This is a genomic window from Curvibacter sp. T50, from assembly GCF_057219955.1.
In genome coordinates this window covers 1-19000 of the sequence record NZ_JBXVVU010000005.1, presented here as the reverse complement: position 1 = coordinate 19000, position 19000 = coordinate 1, and the positions used below count along the sequence as shown (strand labels likewise).

Annotated in this window: 22 protein-coding genes and 3 tRNA genes; 13 read left to right on the top strand and 12 right to left on the bottom strand. The window is 64.5% G+C overall.

The window, feature by feature from the left end; translation table 11 throughout:
* Positions 1 to 52 precede the first annotated feature (52 nt).
* From gshA to apaG, 10 genes are all read right to left on the bottom strand, one after another.
* A complete protein-coding gene (gshA, locus tag AC2EBU_RS14815; protein ID WP_484611215.1) occupies positions 53 to 1348 on the bottom strand; it encodes a glutamate--cysteine ligase in 1296 nt (431 codons plus the stop codon).
* A gap of 102 nt (positions 1349 to 1450) precedes the next feature.
* Positions 1451 to 2281, bottom strand: a complete 831-nt coding sequence (locus AC2EBU_RS14810) for a MipA/OmpV family protein (protein WP_484611214.1) — start codon at positions 2279 to 2281, stop codon at positions 1451 to 1453.
* Positions 2278 to 3549 (bottom strand): glutamate-5-semialdehyde dehydrogenase, encoded by a 1272-nt coding sequence (locus AC2EBU_RS14805; RefSeq protein ID WP_484611213.1) that lies wholly within the window; start codon positions 3547 to 3549, stop codon positions 2278 to 2280. Before AC2EBU_RS14805 ends, AC2EBU_RS14810 begins: the two co-directional genes overlap by 4 nt.
* Before the next feature lie 76 nt (positions 3550 to 3625).
* The gene (locus tag AC2EBU_RS14800; RefSeq protein WP_484611212.1) at positions 3626 to 3904 is read right to left on the bottom strand and encodes a hypothetical protein; all 279 of its coding nucleotides are present in this window, start codon (positions 3902 to 3904) and stop codon (positions 3626 to 3628) included.
* A gap of 117 nt (positions 3905 to 4021) precedes the next feature.
* Positions 4022 to 4795, bottom strand: a complete 774-nt coding sequence (locus AC2EBU_RS14795) for an META domain-containing protein (RefSeq protein ID WP_484611211.1) — start codon at positions 4793 to 4795, stop codon at positions 4022 to 4024.
* On the bottom strand, positions 4792 to 5319 hold the full coding sequence (locus AC2EBU_RS14790; protein WP_484611210.1) for a CinA family protein: 528 nt from the start codon (positions 5317 to 5319) through the stop codon (positions 4792 to 4794). Before AC2EBU_RS14790 ends, AC2EBU_RS14795 begins: the two co-directional genes overlap by 4 nt.
* Positions 5320 to 5339: 20 nt before the next feature.
* A complete protein-coding gene (locus tag AC2EBU_RS14785; RefSeq protein ID WP_484611209.1) occupies positions 5340 to 5894 on the bottom strand; it encodes a phosphatidylglycerophosphatase A family protein in 555 nt (184 codons plus the stop codon).
* A 63-nt stretch (positions 5895 to 5957) separates the two neighbouring features.
* Positions 5958 to 6929, bottom strand: coding sequence for a thiamine-phosphate kinase (thiL, locus tag AC2EBU_RS14780; RefSeq protein WP_484611208.1), 972 nt, complete (start codon positions 6927 to 6929; stop codon positions 5958 to 5960).
* Complete coding sequence (locus AC2EBU_RS14775) at positions 6922 to 8925, bottom strand: site-specific recombinase (RefSeq protein WP_484611207.1); 2004 nt, start codon at positions 8923 to 8925, stop codon at positions 6922 to 6924. Before AC2EBU_RS14775 ends, thiL begins: the two co-directional genes overlap by 8 nt.
* Before the next feature lie 27 nt (positions 8926 to 8952).
* Positions 8953 to 9336 carry a Co2+/Mg2+ efflux protein ApaG gene (apaG, locus tag AC2EBU_RS14770; protein WP_484611206.1) on the bottom strand — a complete coding sequence of 128 codons (384 nt, stop codon included), beginning with the start codon at positions 9334 to 9336 and terminating at the stop codon, positions 8953 to 8955.
* A 29-nt stretch (positions 9337 to 9365) separates the two neighbouring features.
* Between apaG and rpe the strand changes: the two genes are divergently transcribed.
* Entirely contained in the window at positions 9366 to 10049 is a 684-nt protein-coding gene (gene rpe / locus AC2EBU_RS14765) for a ribulose-phosphate 3-epimerase (RefSeq protein WP_484611205.1), read from the top strand.
* Between the two features lie 58 nt (positions 10050 to 10107).
* Here rpe and AC2EBU_RS14760 read toward each other — a convergent pair whose 3' ends face one another.
* Together AC2EBU_RS14760 and AC2EBU_RS14755 are read right to left on the bottom strand one after the other, a co-directional pair.
* Positions 10108 to 10536 carry a DsrE family protein gene (locus tag AC2EBU_RS14760; protein WP_484611204.1) on the bottom strand — a complete coding sequence of 143 codons (429 nt, stop codon included), beginning with the start codon at positions 10534 to 10536 and terminating at the stop codon, positions 10108 to 10110.
* An 84-nt stretch (positions 10537 to 10620) separates the two neighbouring features.
* Positions 10621 to 11214 carry a chalcone isomerase family protein gene (locus AC2EBU_RS14755; RefSeq protein ID WP_484611203.1) on the bottom strand — a complete coding sequence of 198 codons (594 nt, stop codon included), beginning with the start codon at positions 11212 to 11214 and terminating at the stop codon, positions 10621 to 10623.
* 370 nt (positions 11215 to 11584) lie between these two features.
* Between AC2EBU_RS14755 and AC2EBU_RS14750 the strand changes: the two genes are divergently transcribed.
* The 12 genes from AC2EBU_RS14750 to AC2EBU_RS14695 all read left to right on the top strand — a co-directional run.
* Entirely contained in the window at positions 11585 to 13165 is a 1581-nt protein-coding gene (locus AC2EBU_RS14750) for an anthranilate synthase component I family protein (protein ID WP_484611202.1), read from the top strand.
* Between the two features lie 5 nt (positions 13166 to 13170).
* Positions 13171 to 13776 (top strand): anthranilate synthase component II, encoded by a 606-nt coding sequence (locus AC2EBU_RS14745; RefSeq protein ID WP_484611201.1) that lies wholly within the window; start codon positions 13171 to 13173, stop codon positions 13774 to 13776.
* Positions 13777 to 13813: 37 nt separating this feature from the next.
* The gene (gene ltaE, locus AC2EBU_RS14740; protein ID WP_484611200.1) at positions 13814 to 14905 is read left to right on the top strand and encodes a low-specificity L-threonine aldolase; all 1092 of its coding nucleotides are present in this window, start codon (positions 13814 to 13816) and stop codon (positions 14903 to 14905) included.
* Positions 14906 to 14925: 20 nt separating this feature from the next.
* The gene (locus AC2EBU_RS14735; protein WP_484611199.1) at positions 14926 to 15576 is read left to right on the top strand and encodes a LysE family translocator; all 651 of its coding nucleotides are present in this window, start codon (positions 14926 to 14928) and stop codon (positions 15574 to 15576) included.
* Between the two features lie 14 nt (positions 15577 to 15590).
* Positions 15591 to 16631, top strand: a complete 1041-nt coding sequence (gene trpD / locus AC2EBU_RS14730) for an anthranilate phosphoribosyltransferase (protein ID WP_484611198.1) — start codon at positions 15591 to 15593, stop codon at positions 16629 to 16631.
* Positions 16628 to 16798, top strand: a complete 171-nt coding sequence (locus tag AC2EBU_RS14725; protein WP_484611197.1) for a hypothetical protein — start codon at positions 16628 to 16630, stop codon at positions 16796 to 16798. The genes trpD and AC2EBU_RS14725 overlap by 4 nt, the downstream gene beginning before the upstream one ends.
* Entirely contained in the window at positions 16791 to 17585 is a 795-nt protein-coding gene (gene trpC / locus AC2EBU_RS14720) for an indole-3-glycerol phosphate synthase TrpC (protein WP_484611196.1), read from the top strand. The genes AC2EBU_RS14725 and trpC overlap by 8 nt, the downstream gene beginning before the upstream one ends.
* Positions 17586 to 17653: 68 nt before the next feature.
* Positions 17654 to 18403: a uracil-DNA glycosylase gene (locus AC2EBU_RS14715; protein ID WP_484611195.1), complete on the top strand. Its 750-nt coding sequence runs from the start codon at positions 17654 to 17656 to the stop codon at positions 18401 to 18403.
* Between the two features lie 64 nt (positions 18404 to 18467).
* Positions 18468 to 18553 (top strand) — tRNA-Tyr (locus AC2EBU_RS14710).
* Between the two features lie 99 nt (positions 18554 to 18652).
* Positions 18653 to 18726 (top strand) — tRNA-Gly (locus AC2EBU_RS14705).
* 29 nt (positions 18727 to 18755) lie between these two features.
* Positions 18756 to 18830, top strand: a tRNA-Thr gene (locus tag AC2EBU_RS14700).
* A 74-nt stretch (positions 18831 to 18904) separates the two neighbouring features.
* On the top strand, positions 18905 to 19000 hold a 96-nt coding region (locus tag AC2EBU_RS14695; protein WP_039011239.1), incomplete at its 3' end, for a GTP-binding protein.

Here is a 19000-nt window from a genome sequence, read left to right as displayed (position 1 = left end):
ACAGCGCGGGTTCGCAGCCGATGTTGCGGTGCGGCAACCGCCAGCAATCCGATCAGTCGTAGATTTCTGCGTCGGGGTCGGTGGCTTCGAGTTCGTAGCTGGCGGCCAGCATCGCCAGGCGGCCGACCACGCCGTACATGTAAAAGCGGTTGGGCACGCTGGCGCCCGGCTTCATGCCCGGCTGCGGCAGGTGGGCACTTTGCTCGAAGGCCAGCGGAACGAAACTGGCGCCCGGGGCATTGAGGTTTTCATCGACGCCGCGCTCGGCATGGACCCGGTAGAAACCGCCCACGACATAGCGGTCCATCATGTAGACCACGGGCTCGGCCACCGCATCGTTCATGCGCTCGTTGGTCAATACCCCCTCCTGGATGATGACGTCATTGACCGTCTGGCCGTCCTTGATGACGCTCATCTTGTTGCGGGTTTTGCGATTGAGGGCTTCCAGGTCCTTGACGTCGCGTACGGTCATGATGCCCATGCCATACGTGCCGTTGTCGGCCTTGACGATCACGAAGGGCTTCTCGGGGATTCCGTATTCCTTGTACTTGCGCCGGATTTTGGTCAGTAACGCGTCGACATTGCTGCGCAGGCATTCCATGCCGGTCCCTTCACCGAAATTGACTTCGCCGCACTGGTTGAACAATGGATTGATCAGCCAGGGGTCTATGCCCAGCAGTTTGCCGAACCGTTTGGATACCTCTTCGTAGCTCTGAAAATGCTTGCTCTTTCGGCGTACGCTCCATCCGGCATGAAGCGGCGGCAGCAGCCATTGCTCAGGCAGATCTTCCAGAATTCCCGGCGGGCCGGCCGACAGATCGTTATTGAGCAGGATGGTGCAGGGATCGAAGTTCTTCAGGCCCAGGCGCCGTTTGCTACGGATCACTGGCTCCAGCACCACCTGGTCGCCACCGGGCAGATCGATGGTGGTAACTTCCTTGATCTCGGGGTTGATCGAGCCTATGCGCACGTTCAGTCCCGCCATGTGGAAGATGCGGCGCAGTTGGGCGACGTTGGCCAGGTAGAAGGTGTTGCGGGTGTGGTTCTCCGGCACGATCAGCAGGTTCTTTGCCTCGGGGCAGATCTTTTCGATGGCCGCCTGCGCGGCCTGTACCGCCAGCGGCAGCATTTCGGGGGTCAGATTGTTCCATCCGCCAGGGAACAGATTGGTGTCCACCGGTGCGAGCTTGAAGCCGGCGTTGCGAACGTCCACCGAGGTGTAAAACGGCGGGGTGTGCTCCATCCACTCCAGCCGGAACCAGCGTTCGATGGCGGGCATGGAATCGAGAATGCGTTGTTCAAGTTCGTTGATGGGGCCGGTAAGGGCGGTGACTAGATGCGGGACCATGGGAACCTCGAAAAAGGGTTGATCACGATCTGGGGGCACAAGCCCGGATCGCAAGGGAGCGCCGGCACCTGCCGGAATCGACGGTGACCGGCCAGCGGCTTGTCACCGCTCGCCGGCACGACCGGAGCGTGCGAAAGTCCATGACAGCCCGATACCGACCGACACGCCAGTACGGCTCTCGAACAGCGGACTGGCCCGGTTGGCATGGTTGCCGTAGTGGTCCAGACGGAAGCCGGCGCGGAGCCACAGGTCGGGATTGATCTGGTAGCGCACGCCCAGACCCAGCCGGGACCCCAGAGAGCCGGCCTGCGCCTGATAGGCCGGTCGGCTGGCGGTCGCGTAGGCCGGTGCCACGCTGTAAAGATGGCTGTTCAGCCGCCGGCTTGCCCACAGCGCTCCCACGCTGGCGGAAACATCCCAGCCCGGCGCGATGCGGCGGCCCCATTTGATTTCCGGCTCGATGATGGTGCCACGGCCCTGGGCGCCCCCCTGAAACTCGATGACAGCTCTCAGCGGCAGGTCCAGCCGCCACTGGTCCTTCGCCTCCGGATCGGTCAGCCGCACCTTCAGGCGCGGGCCCAGTTCAATCAGGGTGCCGAGGTCGGGCATTCCGGCGCGAAGCTGCACATCGCGCGAGCTTGCGGGCAGCGCGCCACCAATGCCCACATCCAGTTCGACCCGAGGGGTTTTCAGCAGTCGCGCCCCGATATTGTTGTCTTCGATGCGGAAAAGCGGCCCGCGGTAGACCAGCCAGGGCGCTGCCACCGCGCGTGAAACCCGGTGCTCGGAGCCCGGATAGGCGGGGCTCGAACCCCATCCGGCGGCAATGCCTGCCTCCCACAGCGGGGGATCCGACTGGGCAGCCGCCGCGACCGGCATCAGCGCGGCCAGCGCAAGGATGGCCCTCTTGCCGCGCGGGCGGGTGCCTGTCATGTCCGTACCTCGCCCTGTCCGAGCACAACGTATTTGAGCGAGGTCAGTCCTTCAATGCCCACCGGGCCTCGCGCATGGAATTTGTCGGTGCTGATGCCGATCTCGGCCCCCAGGCCGTATTCGAAGCCGTCGGCGAAGCGGGTGCTCGCATTCACCATGACGCTCGCCGAATCGACCTCGCGCAGGAAGCGCTGGGCGTGCTGGTGGTCCCGGGTCAGAATGGCGTCGGTGTGGTGGCTTCCGTAGCGGTTGATGTGGGCAATCGCTTCGTCCAGCCCCGCAACCACCTTGATGCTGATGATCGGCGCCAGGTATTCCTCATACCAGTCCTGCTCGGTCGCGTCGGTCAGATGCGCCTGCGGCACAGCCGCGAGGATGGCACGTGCCTCGGCGTCACAGCGCATTTCCACGCCCTTGGCGGCGTAGACCGCACCAATCCGCGGCAGAAAAGCTCCCGCGACCCCGCGGGCCACCAGCAAGCCTTCGCTGGCATTGCAGGGACTGTACTTCTGGGTTTTCGCGTTGTCGGCCACGTGTACCGCCATATCCAGGTCACACGGATCGTCCACGTAGGTATGGCAGTTGCCGTCCAGGTGCTTGATTACCGGTACCCTGGCAGAGGAAGCAATGCGTTCGATCAGGCCTTTGCCGCCGCGCGGGATGATGACGTCGACAAATTCCGGCATCGCGATCAGTTCGCCCACGGCCGCGCGGTCGGTGGTGGGCACCAGCTGTACAGCGTCGGCCGGCAGACCGGCGACCACCAGAGCCTGTTGGACCAATGCGGCCAGAGCGCGGTTGGATTCGATGGCTTCCGAGCCGCCACGCAAAATGCAGGCGTTGCCGCTCTTGATGGACAGGCTGGCTGCTTCGATGGTGACGTTCGGTCGGCTTTCGTAGATCATCCCGAAAACGCCGATCGGCACACGCATCTGCCCGACACGGATGCCACTGGGCTGCTGTCTCATGCCAATGATCTCGCCGATGATGTCCGGCATCGCGGCGAGCTGTTCGCAACCCAGGGCGCAGGTTTCCAGCACCTTGGCTCCGAGTTTGAGACGGTCGACCATGGGCGCATCGAGGCCGGACGCAACAGCGCGTTCCAGATCGCGTGCGTTGTCCACTTGCAGCGCCGCGGTATGGGTGCGCAGCAGACCCGCCAGTTCGCGCAGCGCCAGGTTGCGGGCCGCAGCGCTTGATTTCGCCATGATGCAGGCGGCTGCGCGGGCGCGTTGCCCCATCGCCCGCACGGTTTCTTGAGTACTCATTGCAGCGGGGCGCCGGCGGGGCGCCCGATTCGTATCGTGAGGCGTCGATTGTTGCAGAAGCGGCCGCTGCGGACCGTCAGCGGCCCACGGCGCCGCCACCGTGGGCGCGCAGGCAGGCGCGGACGTCATCGAGGGTGACCAGCTGGTCGCGCTCACGGGCCGGAATTCGAATCCGGAACCGGGCCTGCAGCGCAGCAAGAAAGGATTCCCAGGCGGTCTCGGTAATGGCAGCTTGCAGCTGCAGCGGACGGTTGTCCCGCAGATGTGCGGCGTCCAGTGCCACCCCGCACGCTGCGAGGGTTTCGACAATGGCCTGCCGCAGCACCGGATCGGAGGGAAGTGCGGCGGTTTTCATGGCTCAGTCGATCGCGAAACAAAGAGGCAGGTCCGGGCGATTCTTGCTTCGTCGGACTGCCGCCGCTTTGACCCTGCTCAAACCCCGGCCCGATCGGGCCCCAGCCAAGCCTGCGGGTCAGGGCCGCCTGGCGCTCAGGGTCCGTCCGTCCGATGTGCGCAGAATCAGAGCGCCGCTGGCGTCGAACAGGTGTTGGGACACCGACGAAAGCAGCTGCAAGAGCTGATCCTCCTGTTTCATCAAGGGATCCGGGCAGGCCATGCGGGTGCCCGCCATGGCCGACAGACGCAGCCCGGAAGGCTCCAGTGTGTAACGCCCCATGAAACGGTTGCATCCCGAATGGCCGCTGACCCGTCCGTCCGGGGAGAAGGCCACACTGGGGCGGATGCCGGCGGCCGGCGCCAGCCCCTGAATCCGCTCGATGTGCCATTCGCCCCCGGTCAAGGCAGGGACGCCGACCGGTGCCGGAGCGGGAACTGTGGGGGGTGCAGGCGGTGGCAGAGGCGGGCTTGGCGGGCGCAGCTGGGGATGCTCGTGCCGGCAGGTCGGATGCATCCACCCGCCGATCTGCAGTGAGGCGACGCCCGCCTTGTCCCAGAACACCATGGCCTGACCGGCACTGTCACGGCCTTCATAGCGGGCGCCTGAAGCAGCCGGCGTGGGGTGCAGGTGGTGCGCACGGCCGTTGAACACCAGACGCATTCCGGCCCCGGCCGGGCGGGTCTCCACCGGGTAAGCGCCACAGCGCCAGTGGGTAACCGCCGCAGCGGGCTGGGGCGCGGAACGTATGGGTTCCGTAGTGGCCACACAGCCGGTCAACAGCCACAGTGCCCCCAGGAGCAGGATCGGAAAGGGGTGAATGTGTCGGCGCGACGGGGGGCGTGGAGTCATGAAAAGCCTTTCGGGGGAACGTGGCCTTGCGCCGTGGGCGGGCCTTTTCGGGTTGGGGGCAGGCGTGCTTCCATTCCGGTCAGGGCATGGGCGACGGCAGCGGCCCGAACGGCCGCACGGTCGCCGGCAAAATGAACACATTCCGCGTCGGTGTGACCGGCGACATGCCAGCCGAACCAGACGGTGCCCACCGGCTTCTCCGGGCTCCCGCCGGTCGGGCCGGCGACGCCGGTCACAGCCACGGCTACCTGCGCTGGCGCGTGGCGCACCGCCCCCTCAGCCATGGCGCGGGCCACTGGTTCACTGACGGCCCCGTGGGCGGCGATCAGCGCGGCCGGCACGCCCAGCAGCTCGGTCTTGGCCGCGTTGGAATAGGTGACAAAACCGCGCTCGAACCAGACGCTGGAGCCGGGCAGGTCGGTGCAGGCGCCAGCAATCAGCCCCCCCGTACAGCTTTCCGCGGTGACCATCATCCAGCCGAGATTTTGCAGCTTATCGGCCAATACCCAGCGTAAATTGGTCATTTATTGCTATGAAAACAGGATTATTGCCAGGCGTGCCAGGCGGCGATCACCAGCAGCGTACAAAAAGCGGCGACCAGATCGTCGAACAGGATGCCCCAGCCGCCGGCCCAGCCAAAACCGTGGAACCGGTTGTCGGCCCAGCCGACCGGGCCGGGCTTGACCGCGTCGAAGAAGCGGAACAAAAGGAAAGCCGTCAGTTGGGCGCCGAAACCCGCCGGCAGCACCAGCCACAGCACCAGCCAGAACGCCACCACCTCGTCCCAGACGATGGCGCCGGGGTCGAGCACGGCCAGGTTGCGGGCCGCCACGGTGCAGGCCCACCAGCCGATCAGGATCGACGCGGCGATCAGAAGCCCCTGCTGCAGCGGCGTCAGCCAGCCGGCCAGCAGCACCCAGGCCAGCCACGCCCACAGGGTTCCCACCGTTCCGGGTGCGACCGGCGACAGACCGGCACCAAACCCCAGGGCAATCAGGTGGGCGGGATGGCTGAGCAAAAAACGAACCCCCGCGCGCCGTGGTGACGGTGGAAGCGGTGGGTGCAGGTCGGGTCCGGAAGCGCTGTCGACGGGGGGCATACCGGCATTATCGGCAGATGTTCTGCCCAGGCGCCCAAGGCGGGTGACCGGTCAACGCCGGGCTCAGGCGAAATGGTCGAACGCCGCGAAGTGCCGAGGCACCGGCTGCCCGGCGCCATCAATCAGGCGCAGGCCCGGCGCGCGGTCGATGCAGCCGATGCGGGTGACGGGCGTGTCGGCCGCCTGTCCGGCCGCCCGAACCGCGTCCCGTGCCGCGGGCGGGGCGGTAAAGACGAGTTCGTAGTCGTCGCCGCCCGCCAGCACGCACTCCAGCGCAAAACTTGCATCGAAATTGCCATTACCCATGGTGAAATGGTTGCTTTCAGCTATTGTTTGTAGAGCGACCGACGTGTCGATGGTGGCGCCTGCGCCGCTGGCCGTCAGGATGTGGCCCAGGTCACCGACCAGCCCGTCGCTGACATCGGCGGCAGCAGTGGCGATACCCCGCAGCGCCAGGCCCAGCGCCACGCGTGGGGTCGGGGTTTCCATGCGGGCGCGCGCTGCCTCGAAGCCGCCCGGTGGTACCGGTCGGCCGCGGAACACTTCCAGCGCCAGCCGCGCATCGCCCAGTGTTCCACTGACCCACAGGTCGTCACCGGCGCGCGCGCCACCGCGCAACAGCGCCTGGCCGGGTGGCACCTCACCGAAAACGGTGATGCAGATGTTCAGCGGGCCCTGGGTGGTGTCCCCCCCGACCAGTTCGCAGCCGTGGGCGTCGGCCAGCGCAAACAGGCCGCGGGAAAAGCCTTCCAGCCATGTGGAGTCAGCGCGCGGCAGCGCCAAAGCCAGCGTGAAGGCCAATGGCCGGGCGCCACAGGCCGCCAGGTCCGAGAGGTTGACCGCCAGCGCCTTGTGGCCCAGCCGCGCCGGATCGACCGTGGACAGGAAATGCCGGCCCTCGACCAGCATGTCGCTGGACACCGCCAGGTGGTTGCCCGGTGCGGGCGCCAGCAGGGCGCAATCGTCGCCCACTCCCAGCGGGGCGCGGGTGGCGGGGCGGCGGAAATAACGGTCGATCAGCTCAAATTCACCCATGACTCGGGCGGGTCGGGGCGGGCGCATCGGGTGGCGGCACCAGAAAACTGGCGGGCTCGGTACGCAGGCGCTGGCGAACCGCCCGGTAGATCCGCTGGCGGTCAATGTCGGTGATGCCGTGCGCTGCCAGCGCCACGCGGAAGGCCAGGAAAAAACTGACCGCCAGATTCAACGGGCCGATGATCGCGAGTCCGGCCACGGCCCACCAGAACTCGGGTGTCTGCAGCGCCGGAAGCCCGAGGGTCGCCATCGCGGCAGCGACCTGTCCGGTCGACAGGGTGACGTGGCGCACCTCCAGGCCGAGTCCGAAGAAAGCCGCAAATGCGGGCACCAGTCCCAGCATCAGGCCCAGGGAGACGTTGGCGGCCAGTCCCGAGACATTGGCGCGCAGCCAGCGGGCCCAGCGCGCAGCACGTTCGCCGCCGAGTACCCGGGTAATCCGGGGGTTCCAGGTAATCGCCGAATCCAGGCGGTGCAACACGAACGCGTTTTCGGTCCAGCCGGCAATGATGCTGGATGCAAACAGCAGCACCCCCGTGAAGGCAGCGAACAAGGCACTCGGGCCGAGCAGGCTTTGCTCATGCAGTACATGGTGGGCATGTTCAGCATCGACCATGGGACCTGCTCCGGACACGTGCAGGGCGCCGCACAGCACCAGCACCACGGGAACGACCACTCCCAGGTTGCCGGCGATCGCGGCAACCTGGGAGCGCAGAAGGTGTGCCATTTCGTCGACAAACCGCTCGACAGCGTCGGGCGCGTCCATATGCCGCAGTTTGCCGGCCATGGCGGGGGCGGTAACGGCCGGCTGTTTGGTCGCCACGGTCCAGTGCAGCAACATCACGATCACAAACGAGATGGCGTAGTTCAGGCCGAAACCCAGTCCGGCCCAGAATGCGGGCAGTCCAAGGCCGTAGATTGCAAACTTGGCCCAGGTGGTGAAAGCGAGCACCGCACCGCCGCCGCCTGCGGTCGCCAGCATGTGGCGGTACTCCGTGCGGTTGCGGGTGATGTAGTGCTCGCCCGTCTCGGCGCTACGTTCAGCGACTTTGGCCGCAGTCAGCTGCGTGTTTTCGGCAATCAGTGCGCGGACGCTGCGCCGGTCGCGCGCGGCCATGGCCAGGTGAGTCAGCAACTGTCCGGCCGCAGCGGCCGGCCTCTCGGTGCCGAGAACCTGCAGCAAGAGGCGGATGCGGCGCACGCGCTGGCGCAATTGACGCACTCGAAACACGATGCCGACGGAAATGCCGTGTTCCTCCAGGTGCTGGTAGACCGTGCCGGCGGCGTCCTGGCAGCGGTCAAGCTGGGCCAGGAGTTGCTCTGTCGCCTCACGCCCCGCTTCGCTGTGGACGCCGTGGACGCCGACCACCTGCGTGAAGTGGCTGTGGCGCCGGGTCAAGGTCAGAAAGGGCCGCTCCTCGCGTGCGGCGGGTGCCATGCGTGAGCGTATTTCGGCGGCAAATCCGGTTGCCGCAACCTGCCCGACACCGAAGGCGACGGCATCCAAAAGGCTTTGCGGGCCCCAGGCGCCGGATTGGGATGGTCGCAGCAGGTCGGTTATCCGTTGCCAGGTGGCCTCGTCCAGTGCGGCAACCCAAACTGCGTCGCGCGGATCGCTGAGCAGCAAATCCAGCAGTTCGCCGGCATCGTCGGTGTCGGGCGTTGCCGGCAGCAGGCGCCGGCGCAGCCGGTCGCCCAGGGCGCTCAAAAACGCGGTCCGGGGCGCAAGACCGTAGTCGGACAGCAGCAAGGCGCAATCCAGGTCGGTGGTGAACTGGGCCCACCATCGTTGCCAGCGTGGTTGGAAGTCGGGGCGCACACTGGCAGCATCCAGGACCAGATGGACCCGGCTGACGGCTCCTTGGGGCGCATCACCGACCACACCGGCGCGAATCCAGTCGAAAAGACCGATCAGCCAAAGGTGGCGGTGTGGCCGGGACGCCCCAGGATCGAGGGTGTCGAGCAGTTCCGGCAGACCGGCAGGTGCAGGCATCATGAAAAGAGCGCGGAACCGCAGCTGGGTTCAGTGCACGGTTCGTCCATGGCCTGTGGCGTCCAGTTCAAACCGGGCAATCGGCACATCAAAAGGCTCGCCTTCGGTCGAGACAAACCGGTAATGGCCCTCCATGCTGCCCGTCGGCGTGCGCAGGCGACAGCCGCTGGTGTATTCGAAGGACTCGCCCGGCTGCAGCAAGGGCTGATGTCCGACGACACCGAGGCCGCGGACCTCCTCCTGGTGACCGTCGGCGTCCACAATGATCCAGCGGCGTGAGATCAGCTGCGCCGCGGCGTCGCCTTTGTTGGTGATGGCAATGGTGTAGGCGAAACCGTAGACCTCTTCCAGCGGCGACGACTGGTCCGGCAGGTACCGGGGAAGGACTCGGATGCGAATCTCGGGTTTGGACATGTCCGGATGGTAACTGCGAGAATGGCGCGATGAACAGCCCGTACCGTATAGCCCCTTCGATCCTGTCTGCCGATTTTGCCCGCCTGGGCGAGGAAGTTCGCGCCGTGATCGCCGCAGGCGCCGACTGGATCCATTTCGACGTCATGGACAACCATTACGTGCCCAATCTGACCTTCGGCCCCATGGTTTGCCAGGCGCTCAAGCCGCACGCGAAGACCCCCGCCGGCACGCCGGTTCCGATCGACGTCCACCTGATGATCCAGCCGGTCGATGCGCTGGCGGGTGCCTTTATTGATGCGGGCGCCGACCTGGTGAGTTTTCACCCCGACGCCAGTGCCCATGTGCACCGTAGCATCCAGGCCATTCGGGCCAAGGGTGCCAAAGCCGGACTGACCTTCAATCCTTCACAGTCGCTGGACGTGCTGGACTGGGTTATCGAGGACATCGATCTGATCCTGATCATGAGCGTCAACCCCGGGTTCGGTGGGCAAAGCTTCATCGATTCGGCGCTTCGCAAGATCGAGCAAGCCCGGCGGCGAATCGAGTCCAGCGGCAAGGATATTCGGCTGGAGGTGGACGGCGGCATCAAGACCGACAACATCCGCCGGGTGGCGGATGCCGGCGCTGACACCTTTGTGGCGGGCAGCGCCATTTTTGGCAAACCCGACTACAAGGCGGTGATTGATGCCATGCGGGCCGAACTGGCTCGCTGAAAAGGAAAGGGTGCCTGCTGGCACCCTTTGATCGCCCGGCCGAGGCCGCCTGGTCGCGTCAGGGACGCAGGTAGACGAAACCCTCGCGGGCCTGCAGTTTGGCCACCTCGGCCACGCCCGAAGGCACGACCTTGGACTCCATGAGCAGCCGGCTCGCGTCGATCTTGCGCGCGACAAGCGTGTTGTTGCAGACGCGGAATTCGACCCCTTTGCCGGCCAGATCCGCCACCGAACCGGCGAAGGGTTGCTCCATCTGGTTGGTTGCGCCGTCGATCAGGAAGTCGATGCCCAGGCCGTGAGTGACAACGACAATCCGGGCCGTGGGGTCAGCAGCCAGGTGGTTGCGGATGTTGCCGATGGCGCGCGAGGCCTGCGGAATCCCTTCGCTCAAATGGTAGACCACCTTGATCGGCGTCTGTGCGAATGCCGCAGCGCCCCACAGGCCGAGTGCCAGAAAAGCCAACAGAGTGGAGAGGAGTCGTTTCATGATTGATTTGGGTCGCTGTTCGGTAGAGGTTGAGCTGGCAGCCTAGCGGCCGCTTCACCAGCCGTCAATCCGGAAAAGTAACCCTCAGTTGCCGGGGGCCTTGCCCAGCAACGCGTCCTTGAGGCGATGGTCGGCCGGATTCGGTCCCAGCCAGATGCTCAGCAGGGCATTGAAAAATTCGGGCTCCTTGAACGGTTCGCCTTGCACCTTGCCTTTCACCGTGATCACGGTGCCTGTACCCGGTACCCATTCAATGAGGAATGACTCTCCGGTCAGCAGCTTTTTCTGGTCCGAAAAGATTTGGCCCATGCGGATCAGGCCCGGCACCAGACGGGACATCTGGGCTTTGGGTGCATTGTCTTCCACGCTGCGGGTGAACAATTTGCCCAGTTCGCCGGAATCGATGTCCCGCAGCATGGTGATGCTGATGCGTTTGGGCCCCGGCATGGCAAAAGCTTCCTCCGGCGTTCCCGCTTTCTTGCTGAGGTACAGACCGGCCGAGTAGACCTTGAACACGGCTCTGTACCGCACGCCTGCGCCATTCAGCACCAATTTGGTGCCACGAATGTCCATGACGTCTTCAAACTTGACGCCACCAGCGTCTACTGTCGCCGCGAAAGCCGTCGCTCCGCCAAAGCCGAGAACTGCCGCCAACAACCAAGGGATGCACTTTTTCATGGGGCTCTCCTAAAAATAGTACGATCGTTCGATTAATAGAGATTTTGCGCTGTGAAATGCGGCGCAACAAGAGGGTTTTGCCGGATAACCGGGGACGCAGGGGCTTGGTGTTTACCCGCGGAATTCCTTTGTTACACTGCAAACTCCATGGCTGAAGAGTGTTTCTGTTTGATGGTTGCCCGCTGCCCAGGTCCTTGTGACCGGGGAGCTTGGCCCTGGCGTACGCCACAGTAAACGCATATTTTTCTGCGCGGCATCACGCCCGCGCCAGCGCGTTCACCGACTTGCGGTCGGTGAAGGCCCCCCAAAAATCAGCTGGCATAGCTCCTCACGCCATTCATCGCTATGCCGACCATGGAGAATCGACACCGTGATCACCGAACTTGAATTCAAAAGCCTGGCTGGCCAAGGCTACAACCGCATCCCGCTGATGGCCGAGGCCTTTGCGGACCTGGAAACCCCGCTGTCGCTGTACCTGAAACTGGCGCACAGCCAGGGCGGCGGCAAATTCAGCTTCCTGCTGGAGTCCGTCGTCGGCGGCGAGCGCTTCGGCCGCTACAGCTTCATCGGCCTGCCGGCGCGCACGCTGGTGCGCGCCAGCGGGTTTGGCGCCGACACGAAGGTCGAAGTGGTGCGCGACGGCGTGGTGGTGGAAACCGCCACCGGCAACCCGCTGGATTTCATCGCCGCCTACCAGCAGCGCTTCAAGGTGGCGCTGCGCCCGGGGCTGCCGCGTTTCTGCGGGGGTCTGGCCGGTTATTTCGGCTACGACACGGTGCGATACATCGAGAAAAAGCTGGAAAAATCCTGCCCGCCCGACCAGATCGGCCTGCCCGACATCCTGTTGCTGCAGTGCGAGGAACTGGCCGTCATCGACAACCTCTCGGGCAAGCTGTACCTGATCGTCTACGCCGACCCCGGCCAGCCCGAGGCCTATGCCAACGCCAAGAAGCGGCTGCGCGACCTGAAGGAGCAGCTGAAGTATTCGGTCAGCGCGCCGGTGGTGAAGCCCACGCAGGGCTATCCGGCCGAACGCGACTTTGCCAAGGCCGATTACCTGGCCGCGGTGGAGCGCGCCAAGGAACTGATCGCCGCCGGTGACTTCATGCAGGTGCAGGTGGGGCAGTGCATCAAGAAGCGCTACACCGAAAGCCCGCTGTCGCTGTACCGGGCGCTGCGCTCGCTCAACCCCAGCCCCTACATGTATTACTACCACTTCGGGGATTTCCATGTGGTGGGCGCCTCGCCGGAGATCCTGGTGCGGCTGGAACAGACCGAGGAAGGGCCGAGCGGCGCCGGGCCGTCCCAAGGCGCGAGCGCTCCCTCGGGGGGCAGCGAACCACGCGCAGCGGGAAGCGTGGGGGTGCGAAAAGTCACGATCCGCCCGCTGGCCGGCACCCGCCCGCGCGGCGCGACGCCCGAAAGAGACAAGGCGGCCGAAGTCGAGCTGGTCAACGACCCCAAGGAGCGCGCCGAGCACGTGATGCTGATCGACCTGGCGCGCAACGACATCGGCCGCATCGCGAAAACCGGCAGCGTCAAGGTGACGGAGGCTTTTGTCGTTGAGCGCTACAGCCACGTGATGCATATCGTGAGCAACGTGGAAGGCATCCTGAAGGACGGCATGACCAGCATGGACGTGCTCAAGGCCACCTTCCCGGCCGGCACCCTGACCGGTGCGCCCAAGGTGCACGCGATGGAGCTGATCGACCAGCTCGAGCCCGTCAAGCGTGGCCTGTACGGCGGCGCCTGCGGCTACCTCAGCTACGCGGGCGACATGGACGTGGCCATCGCGATCCGCACCGGCATCGTCAAGGACGGCCAGCTCTATGTGCAGGCGGCGGCCGGCGTGGTGGCGGATTCGGTGCCCGAGATGGAGTGGAGGGAAACCGAACACAAGGCGCGCGCCCTGCTGCGGGCGAGCGAGCTGGTGGAAGAAGGCCTGGAGTGATCAGCATGACGGACCGCATCAAGCTCCTGATGGTGGACAACTACGACTCGTTCACCTACAACATCGTGCAGTACTTCGGCGAACTCGGCGCCGATGTCGAGGTGTTCCGCAACGACGAGATCACACTGGAAGGCATCGCCGCCCGGGCGCCCGACCGGCTGGTCATTTCACCCGGCCCTTGTTCGCCGGCGGAGGCCGGCATTTCGGTGGCGGCGATCCGCCACTTCGCGGGCAAGCTGCCGATCCTGGGCGTGTGCCTGGGCCACCAGAGCATCGGCGCGGCCTTTGGCGGCACCATCGTGCGAGCGCAGCAGCTCATGCACGGCAAGACCAGCGTGATCACCACCACCCAGGAGGGCGTGTTCGCCGGTCTGCCGGCGCAGTTCACCGTCAACCGCTACCACTCGCTGGCGATCGAACGCGCCACCTGCCCCGAGGTGCTGAAGGTGACGGCCTGGACCGACGACGGCGAGATCATGGGGGTGCGCCACCGCGCGCTCGACATCGAAGGTGTGCAGTTCCACCCGGAAAGCATCCTGACCGACCACGGGCATGCGATGCTGCGCAACTTCCTGGCGCCGAACGATCGAAAAGCAGTCCTGAATTCGTAGCAAACAATGACCTTTTTACGCTGGGTAATGGCCGAAAATGTCTGAAAATCCCTCGCGCAGCGCGGTGGACCTGCGCAGCGACACCGTCACGCAGCCCACCACCGCCATGCGGGCCGCGATGATGGCCGCCCCGCTGGGCGACGACGTGTTCGGCGACGACCCTACCGTCAACGCGCTGCAGGAGCGCATCGCCGCGCTCACCGGCAAGCAGGCCGCGCTGTTCATGCCATCGGGCACGCAGAGCAACCTGTGCGGAATCCTGGCGCACTGCGGTCGTGGCGACGAGTACATCGTCGGCCAACTGGCCCATACCTACCGCTACGAAGGCGGTGGCGCGGCGGTGTTCGGCAGTGTGCAGCCGCAACCGCTGACGCAGGACGCGCAAGGCCGCATGCAGATCGCCGACATTGCGGCGGCGATCAAGCCGGACGACCCGCACTTCGCGCGCACCCGCCTGCTGTGCCTGGAGAACACCTGGAACGGCCACGTGATGCCCGACGACTACCTGCGCAGCGCCACTGCGCTGGCGCGCGAAAAAGGTTTGAACACCCACCTCGATGGCGCACGCGTGTTCAACGCGGCGGTCGCTTCGGCAGCACCGGGGCAGGGCGCGCGTGCCCGCCTGCGCGAGATCGCAGACCACTTCGACAGCCTGTCGGTCTGCTTCAGCAAGGGCCTGGGTGCGCCTGTAGGGTCGGCCCTGTGCGGCTCGCACGAACTGATCCAACGTGCGCGCCGCATCCGCAAGATGGCCGGCGGCGGCCTGCGGCAGGCTGGGCTGCTGGCCGCTTGCGCGCTGCACGCACTGGACCATCATGTGGCCCGCCTGGCCGATGACCACGCCCACGCGCGTCGTCTGGCAGACGGCCTGCAGGGCATAGACGGCCTTGCGGTGAAGTCCGCCGAGACCAACATCGTGTTCGTCGATGTGGCCGACGCGCGCGGTCCGGCGCTGCTGGATTTCCTCAAGGCGAATGGTGTGCTGGCGACCGGCCTCATCGGCCTGCGGTTTGTCACTCACCTCGATGTGGACACGGCAGGCATCGACCACACCATCGCCACCGTGCGGCGATTCTTTGCAGAAGCGCCCACGCCATCGACCGCAGCCGTGCGCACCGGCCTTTATTGAGCCGACCCGATGAGACGCCCATGCCTGACACGACACAGCTTCTGATGTTCATCGCAGCCGGGTGGCTGCTCAACCTCACGCCAGGCCCCGACGTGCTCTACATCGTGAGCAGCGCGCTCAGGAGCGGCGCGCGCGCCGGCATCGTCGCGGCACTGGGTATCGTCAGCGGCTGCTTCGTGCATGTGTTTGCGGCCGCCTTGGGCGTGGGCGCATTGCTGGCCACATCCACCACCGCCTTCTCCGTGCTCAAGTGGGCAGGCGCCGCCTACCTGATGTGGATGGGTGTGAAGCTGTTGCGGACAAAGGGCGGCTCCTATGTTGTGCCATCTTCCGTAGGGGCGAGCCGCGAGCCGGCCGATCTGCGGCGTATCTTCCGTCAAGGGTTCCTGACCAACGTACTCAATCCCAAGGTGGCACTTTTCTTTCTGGCCTTCGTGCCGCAGTTCATCGCCCCAGGTACCGACGACAAGGTGACTGCCTTCCTGCTGCTGGGACTGCTGTTCAACCTGAACTCGCTGCCCATCAATTTCGGCTATGCCTGGCTCGCCGGCTGGGCTTCACGCCGGGTCGGCACCATGCAGCGCGCCATGCACTGGATGGACCGCGCCGCCGGGCTGATGTTCATTGGCTTCGGCCTCAAGCTCGCCCTGTCGGACAATCCCAACCGCTGAAACCGGAGACGCCCATGCCCCATACCCACAAGATCACCCCGCAGGAAGCGCTGCAGCGCACCATCGAGCATCGCGAAATCTTTCACGACGAGATGCTGCACCTCATGCGCCTGATCATGAAAGGGGAGGTGTCGCCGGTGCTGATGGCGGCGCTGATCACCGGTCTGCGCGTGAAGAAGGAGACCATTGGCGAGATCACCGCTGCCGCGCAGGTGATGCGTGAGTTCTCCACCAAGGTTCATGTGGCCGACACCACCCACCTGGTCGATATCGTGGGAACTGGCGGGGACGGTGCCCATACCTTCAATATTTCGACGTGTTCCATGTTTGTCGCTGCTGCGGCCGGCGCCAAGACGGCCAAACACGGAGGCCGAAGTGTCAGCAGCAAGAGTGGCAGTGCCGATGTGCTCGAAGCCCTGGGCGCCAACATCAATTTGCCGCCGGACGCGATTGCACGCTGCATCGCGGCGACCGGCATTGGCTTCATGTTCGCACCGAACCATCATCCCGCCATGAAGAATGTCGCGCCGGTGCGCAAGGAGTTGGGGATCAAGACCATATTCAACATCCTGGGCCCGCTGACCAACCCCGCCGCTGCGCCCAACATCCTGATGGGTGTTTTTCACCCGGATCTGGTCGGTATACAGGTTCGGGCATTGCAGCGTTTGGGCACGGAACATGCGGTTGTGGTCTACGGCCGTGATGGCATGGACGAAGTCAGCCTGGGTGCCGCAACCCTGGTGGGTGAATTGCGCAATGGAGAGATCACGGAATACGAGATCCATCCGGAAGACTTCGGTCTGCCCATGGCGAGCGCCCGTGCCTTGCGGGTCGAAACGCCTGAACAGTCACAGGCGGTGCTGCTTGGGGTACTTGAAAACCAGTCGGGGGCTGCGCGAGACATTGTTTTGCTCAACGCCGGCGTCGCCCTGTACGCGGCCAATGTGGCGGATTCCATCGCCGACGGTATTGCCCTGGCACGCGCCACGCTTGCGTCGGGCTCGGCGCGCCAGCGTCTGCGCGATTTCGTCGCGTTTACCAAGTCCGCCGCATGAGCACCCTGTTGCAGGACCCGGGGACCTGGATTGCCCTGGGCGTGTCAGCACTGTTTTTGTTGGCTGGCCTCGTCATGCACCGGGTGTTCGTGCGTATCCTCAAAAGCGAAACCACACCTTCGGCGCCCCAGGCTGCACCGCCTCCGAGCAAGGATACCCATGAGTGACATTCTCAACCGCATCGTCGCCGTCAAGCGCGAGGAAATTGCTGCCGGGCTGACGAAGCGGTCACTTGCGGCGATGCGCCAGGACGCGGAAAGCCGGGTCTTGACCCGCGATTTCGAAGGGGCAATTCGAAAGAAGATCGCCGCGGGTCAGTCGGCCGTGATCGCCGAAATCAAGAAGGCCAGTCCATCCAAGGGCGTGTTGCGCGAGGAGTTCATTCCGGCCGACATCGCCCAAAGTTACGCCGAGGCAGGTGCCGCCTGCCTGTCGGTCCTGACCGACCGCCAATTCTTTCAGGGCGGGGTTGACTATCTCAAACAGGCGCGGGCCAGTTGCATGTTGCCGGTGCTGCGTAAGGACTTCATGGTCGACGCCTACCAGGTGTACGAGGCGCGGGTCATCGGGGCCGATGCGATTTTGTTGATCGCTGCCTGCCTGGATGATGCGCAGATGGCTGACCTGGAAGCCGTCGCCCGCGGCCTCGACATGGCGGTGCTGGTCGAGGTCCATGACAGGGCCGAACTGGACCGTGCCTTGCGCCTGAAGACACCTCTGGTCGGCATCAACAACCGCAATCTGCGCAGTTTCGAGGTCTCTCTGGAAACCACACTGTCCATGATCGCCGATGTCCCTCCTGATCGTATTCTGGTCACCGAAAGCGGCATCCTGACGACCAGAGACGTTCAGTGCATGCGCGACGCGGGCGTCCATGCCTTCCTGGTTGGCGAAGCTTTCATGCGGGCGCGCGATCCCGGCACCGCCTTGTCGCAATTGTTCGGTGCAGCGTAAGAGGCATCGGCTTGAGTGCGAGTCGCACCAAATCCGGCCGGCCGAGCCGTGACGGAGAACTATTCGATATGCCATTGAAGGAATCGGTCGAAGCGGCCCCTGTGCCTGGCCGGCTTACGGTAGAGCGACTTTCGTCATGGCCGCCGAGTACCGAAGCAACCGGATCCTTGCGGCACGAGTTGGATGCTTTCCTCTTGTCGGTTGAGGGCCAGCGCCTTGGGGGCTTTCTGGCTGAACGAATCAAACAAGGCGCCACTATCTTCCCGCCTGGCCCTTTTCGAGCGCTGGAGCTTACCCCTCTGGAATCGGTGCGCATTGTCATCCTTGGGCAGGACCCATATCACGGCCCCGGTCAGGCACACGGCCTGGCCTTCTCGGTGCCCGACGGGGTGCCGATTCCGCCGAGTTTGCGAAACATCCTTGCGGAACTGCAGCGTGATCTCGGCGTCCCGATGCGACGAAGCGGCTCACTGGAAACGTGGGCGAAACAGGGTGTTCTGTTGCTGAACACTTGTCTGACCGTGGAAGAAGGAAGGCCCGCCAGTCATGCGGGCAAGGGCTGGGATGTGCTGATCGGGCGAATTCTGCACGCCATCGTCGCTCGGAGTCATCCGACCGTTTTCATGCTCTGGGGCGCACACGCCCAGTCGTGGCGACCCATTGTGGATGCCGGGGATGGTTGCCGCCTGATCTTGACCTGCAATCATCCGTCGCCACTGTCGGCGCGGCGCCCGCCGAAGCCATTTATCGGCTGCGGCCATTTCGGGCAGGCGACGCGATATCTCGAACAGCACGGCGCAGGGAGTCTGAACTGGTAGACAAGCTTTTTGTTCCCGCCTTGCGCCGCGCAGCAAAAAGCTGGCATAATCCTGTGTTCTTCGTGGAGGGGTGCCCGAGTGGCTAAAGGGGGCAGACTGTAAATCTGTTGGCTTACGCCTACGCTGGTTCGAATCCAGCCTCCTCCACCAGAAGTTTGAAGCGAATTGACAGCAATGGGGTTGGATACGAATCACGTGTCCATTGCTTGGTGAGATGGGCGGGTGTTCTGCGTCCCTCCCGAGCCTCAGGCGGGAGTAGTTCAATGGTAGAACCTTAGCCTTCCAAGCTAATGACGCGGGTTCGATTCCCGTCTCCCGCTCCAGATGCTTGTCAGTTCCGGTTTTTTGTGTCGCCCTTGTGGCTCAGTGGTAGAGCACTCCCTTGGTAAGGGAGAGGTCGCGGGTCCGATTCCCGCCAAGGGCACCATCAATGGCTGGCGTACGGCGGTCGTGTGCCTGTGTTTGCGTAGTTGAAAATCTGTTTTTTTCGGAGTCGAAAAAATGGCAAAAGAGAAATTTGAACGTACCAAGCCACACGTGAACGTGGGCACCATTGGTCACGTGGATCACGGCAAGACGACGCTGACGGCGGCGATC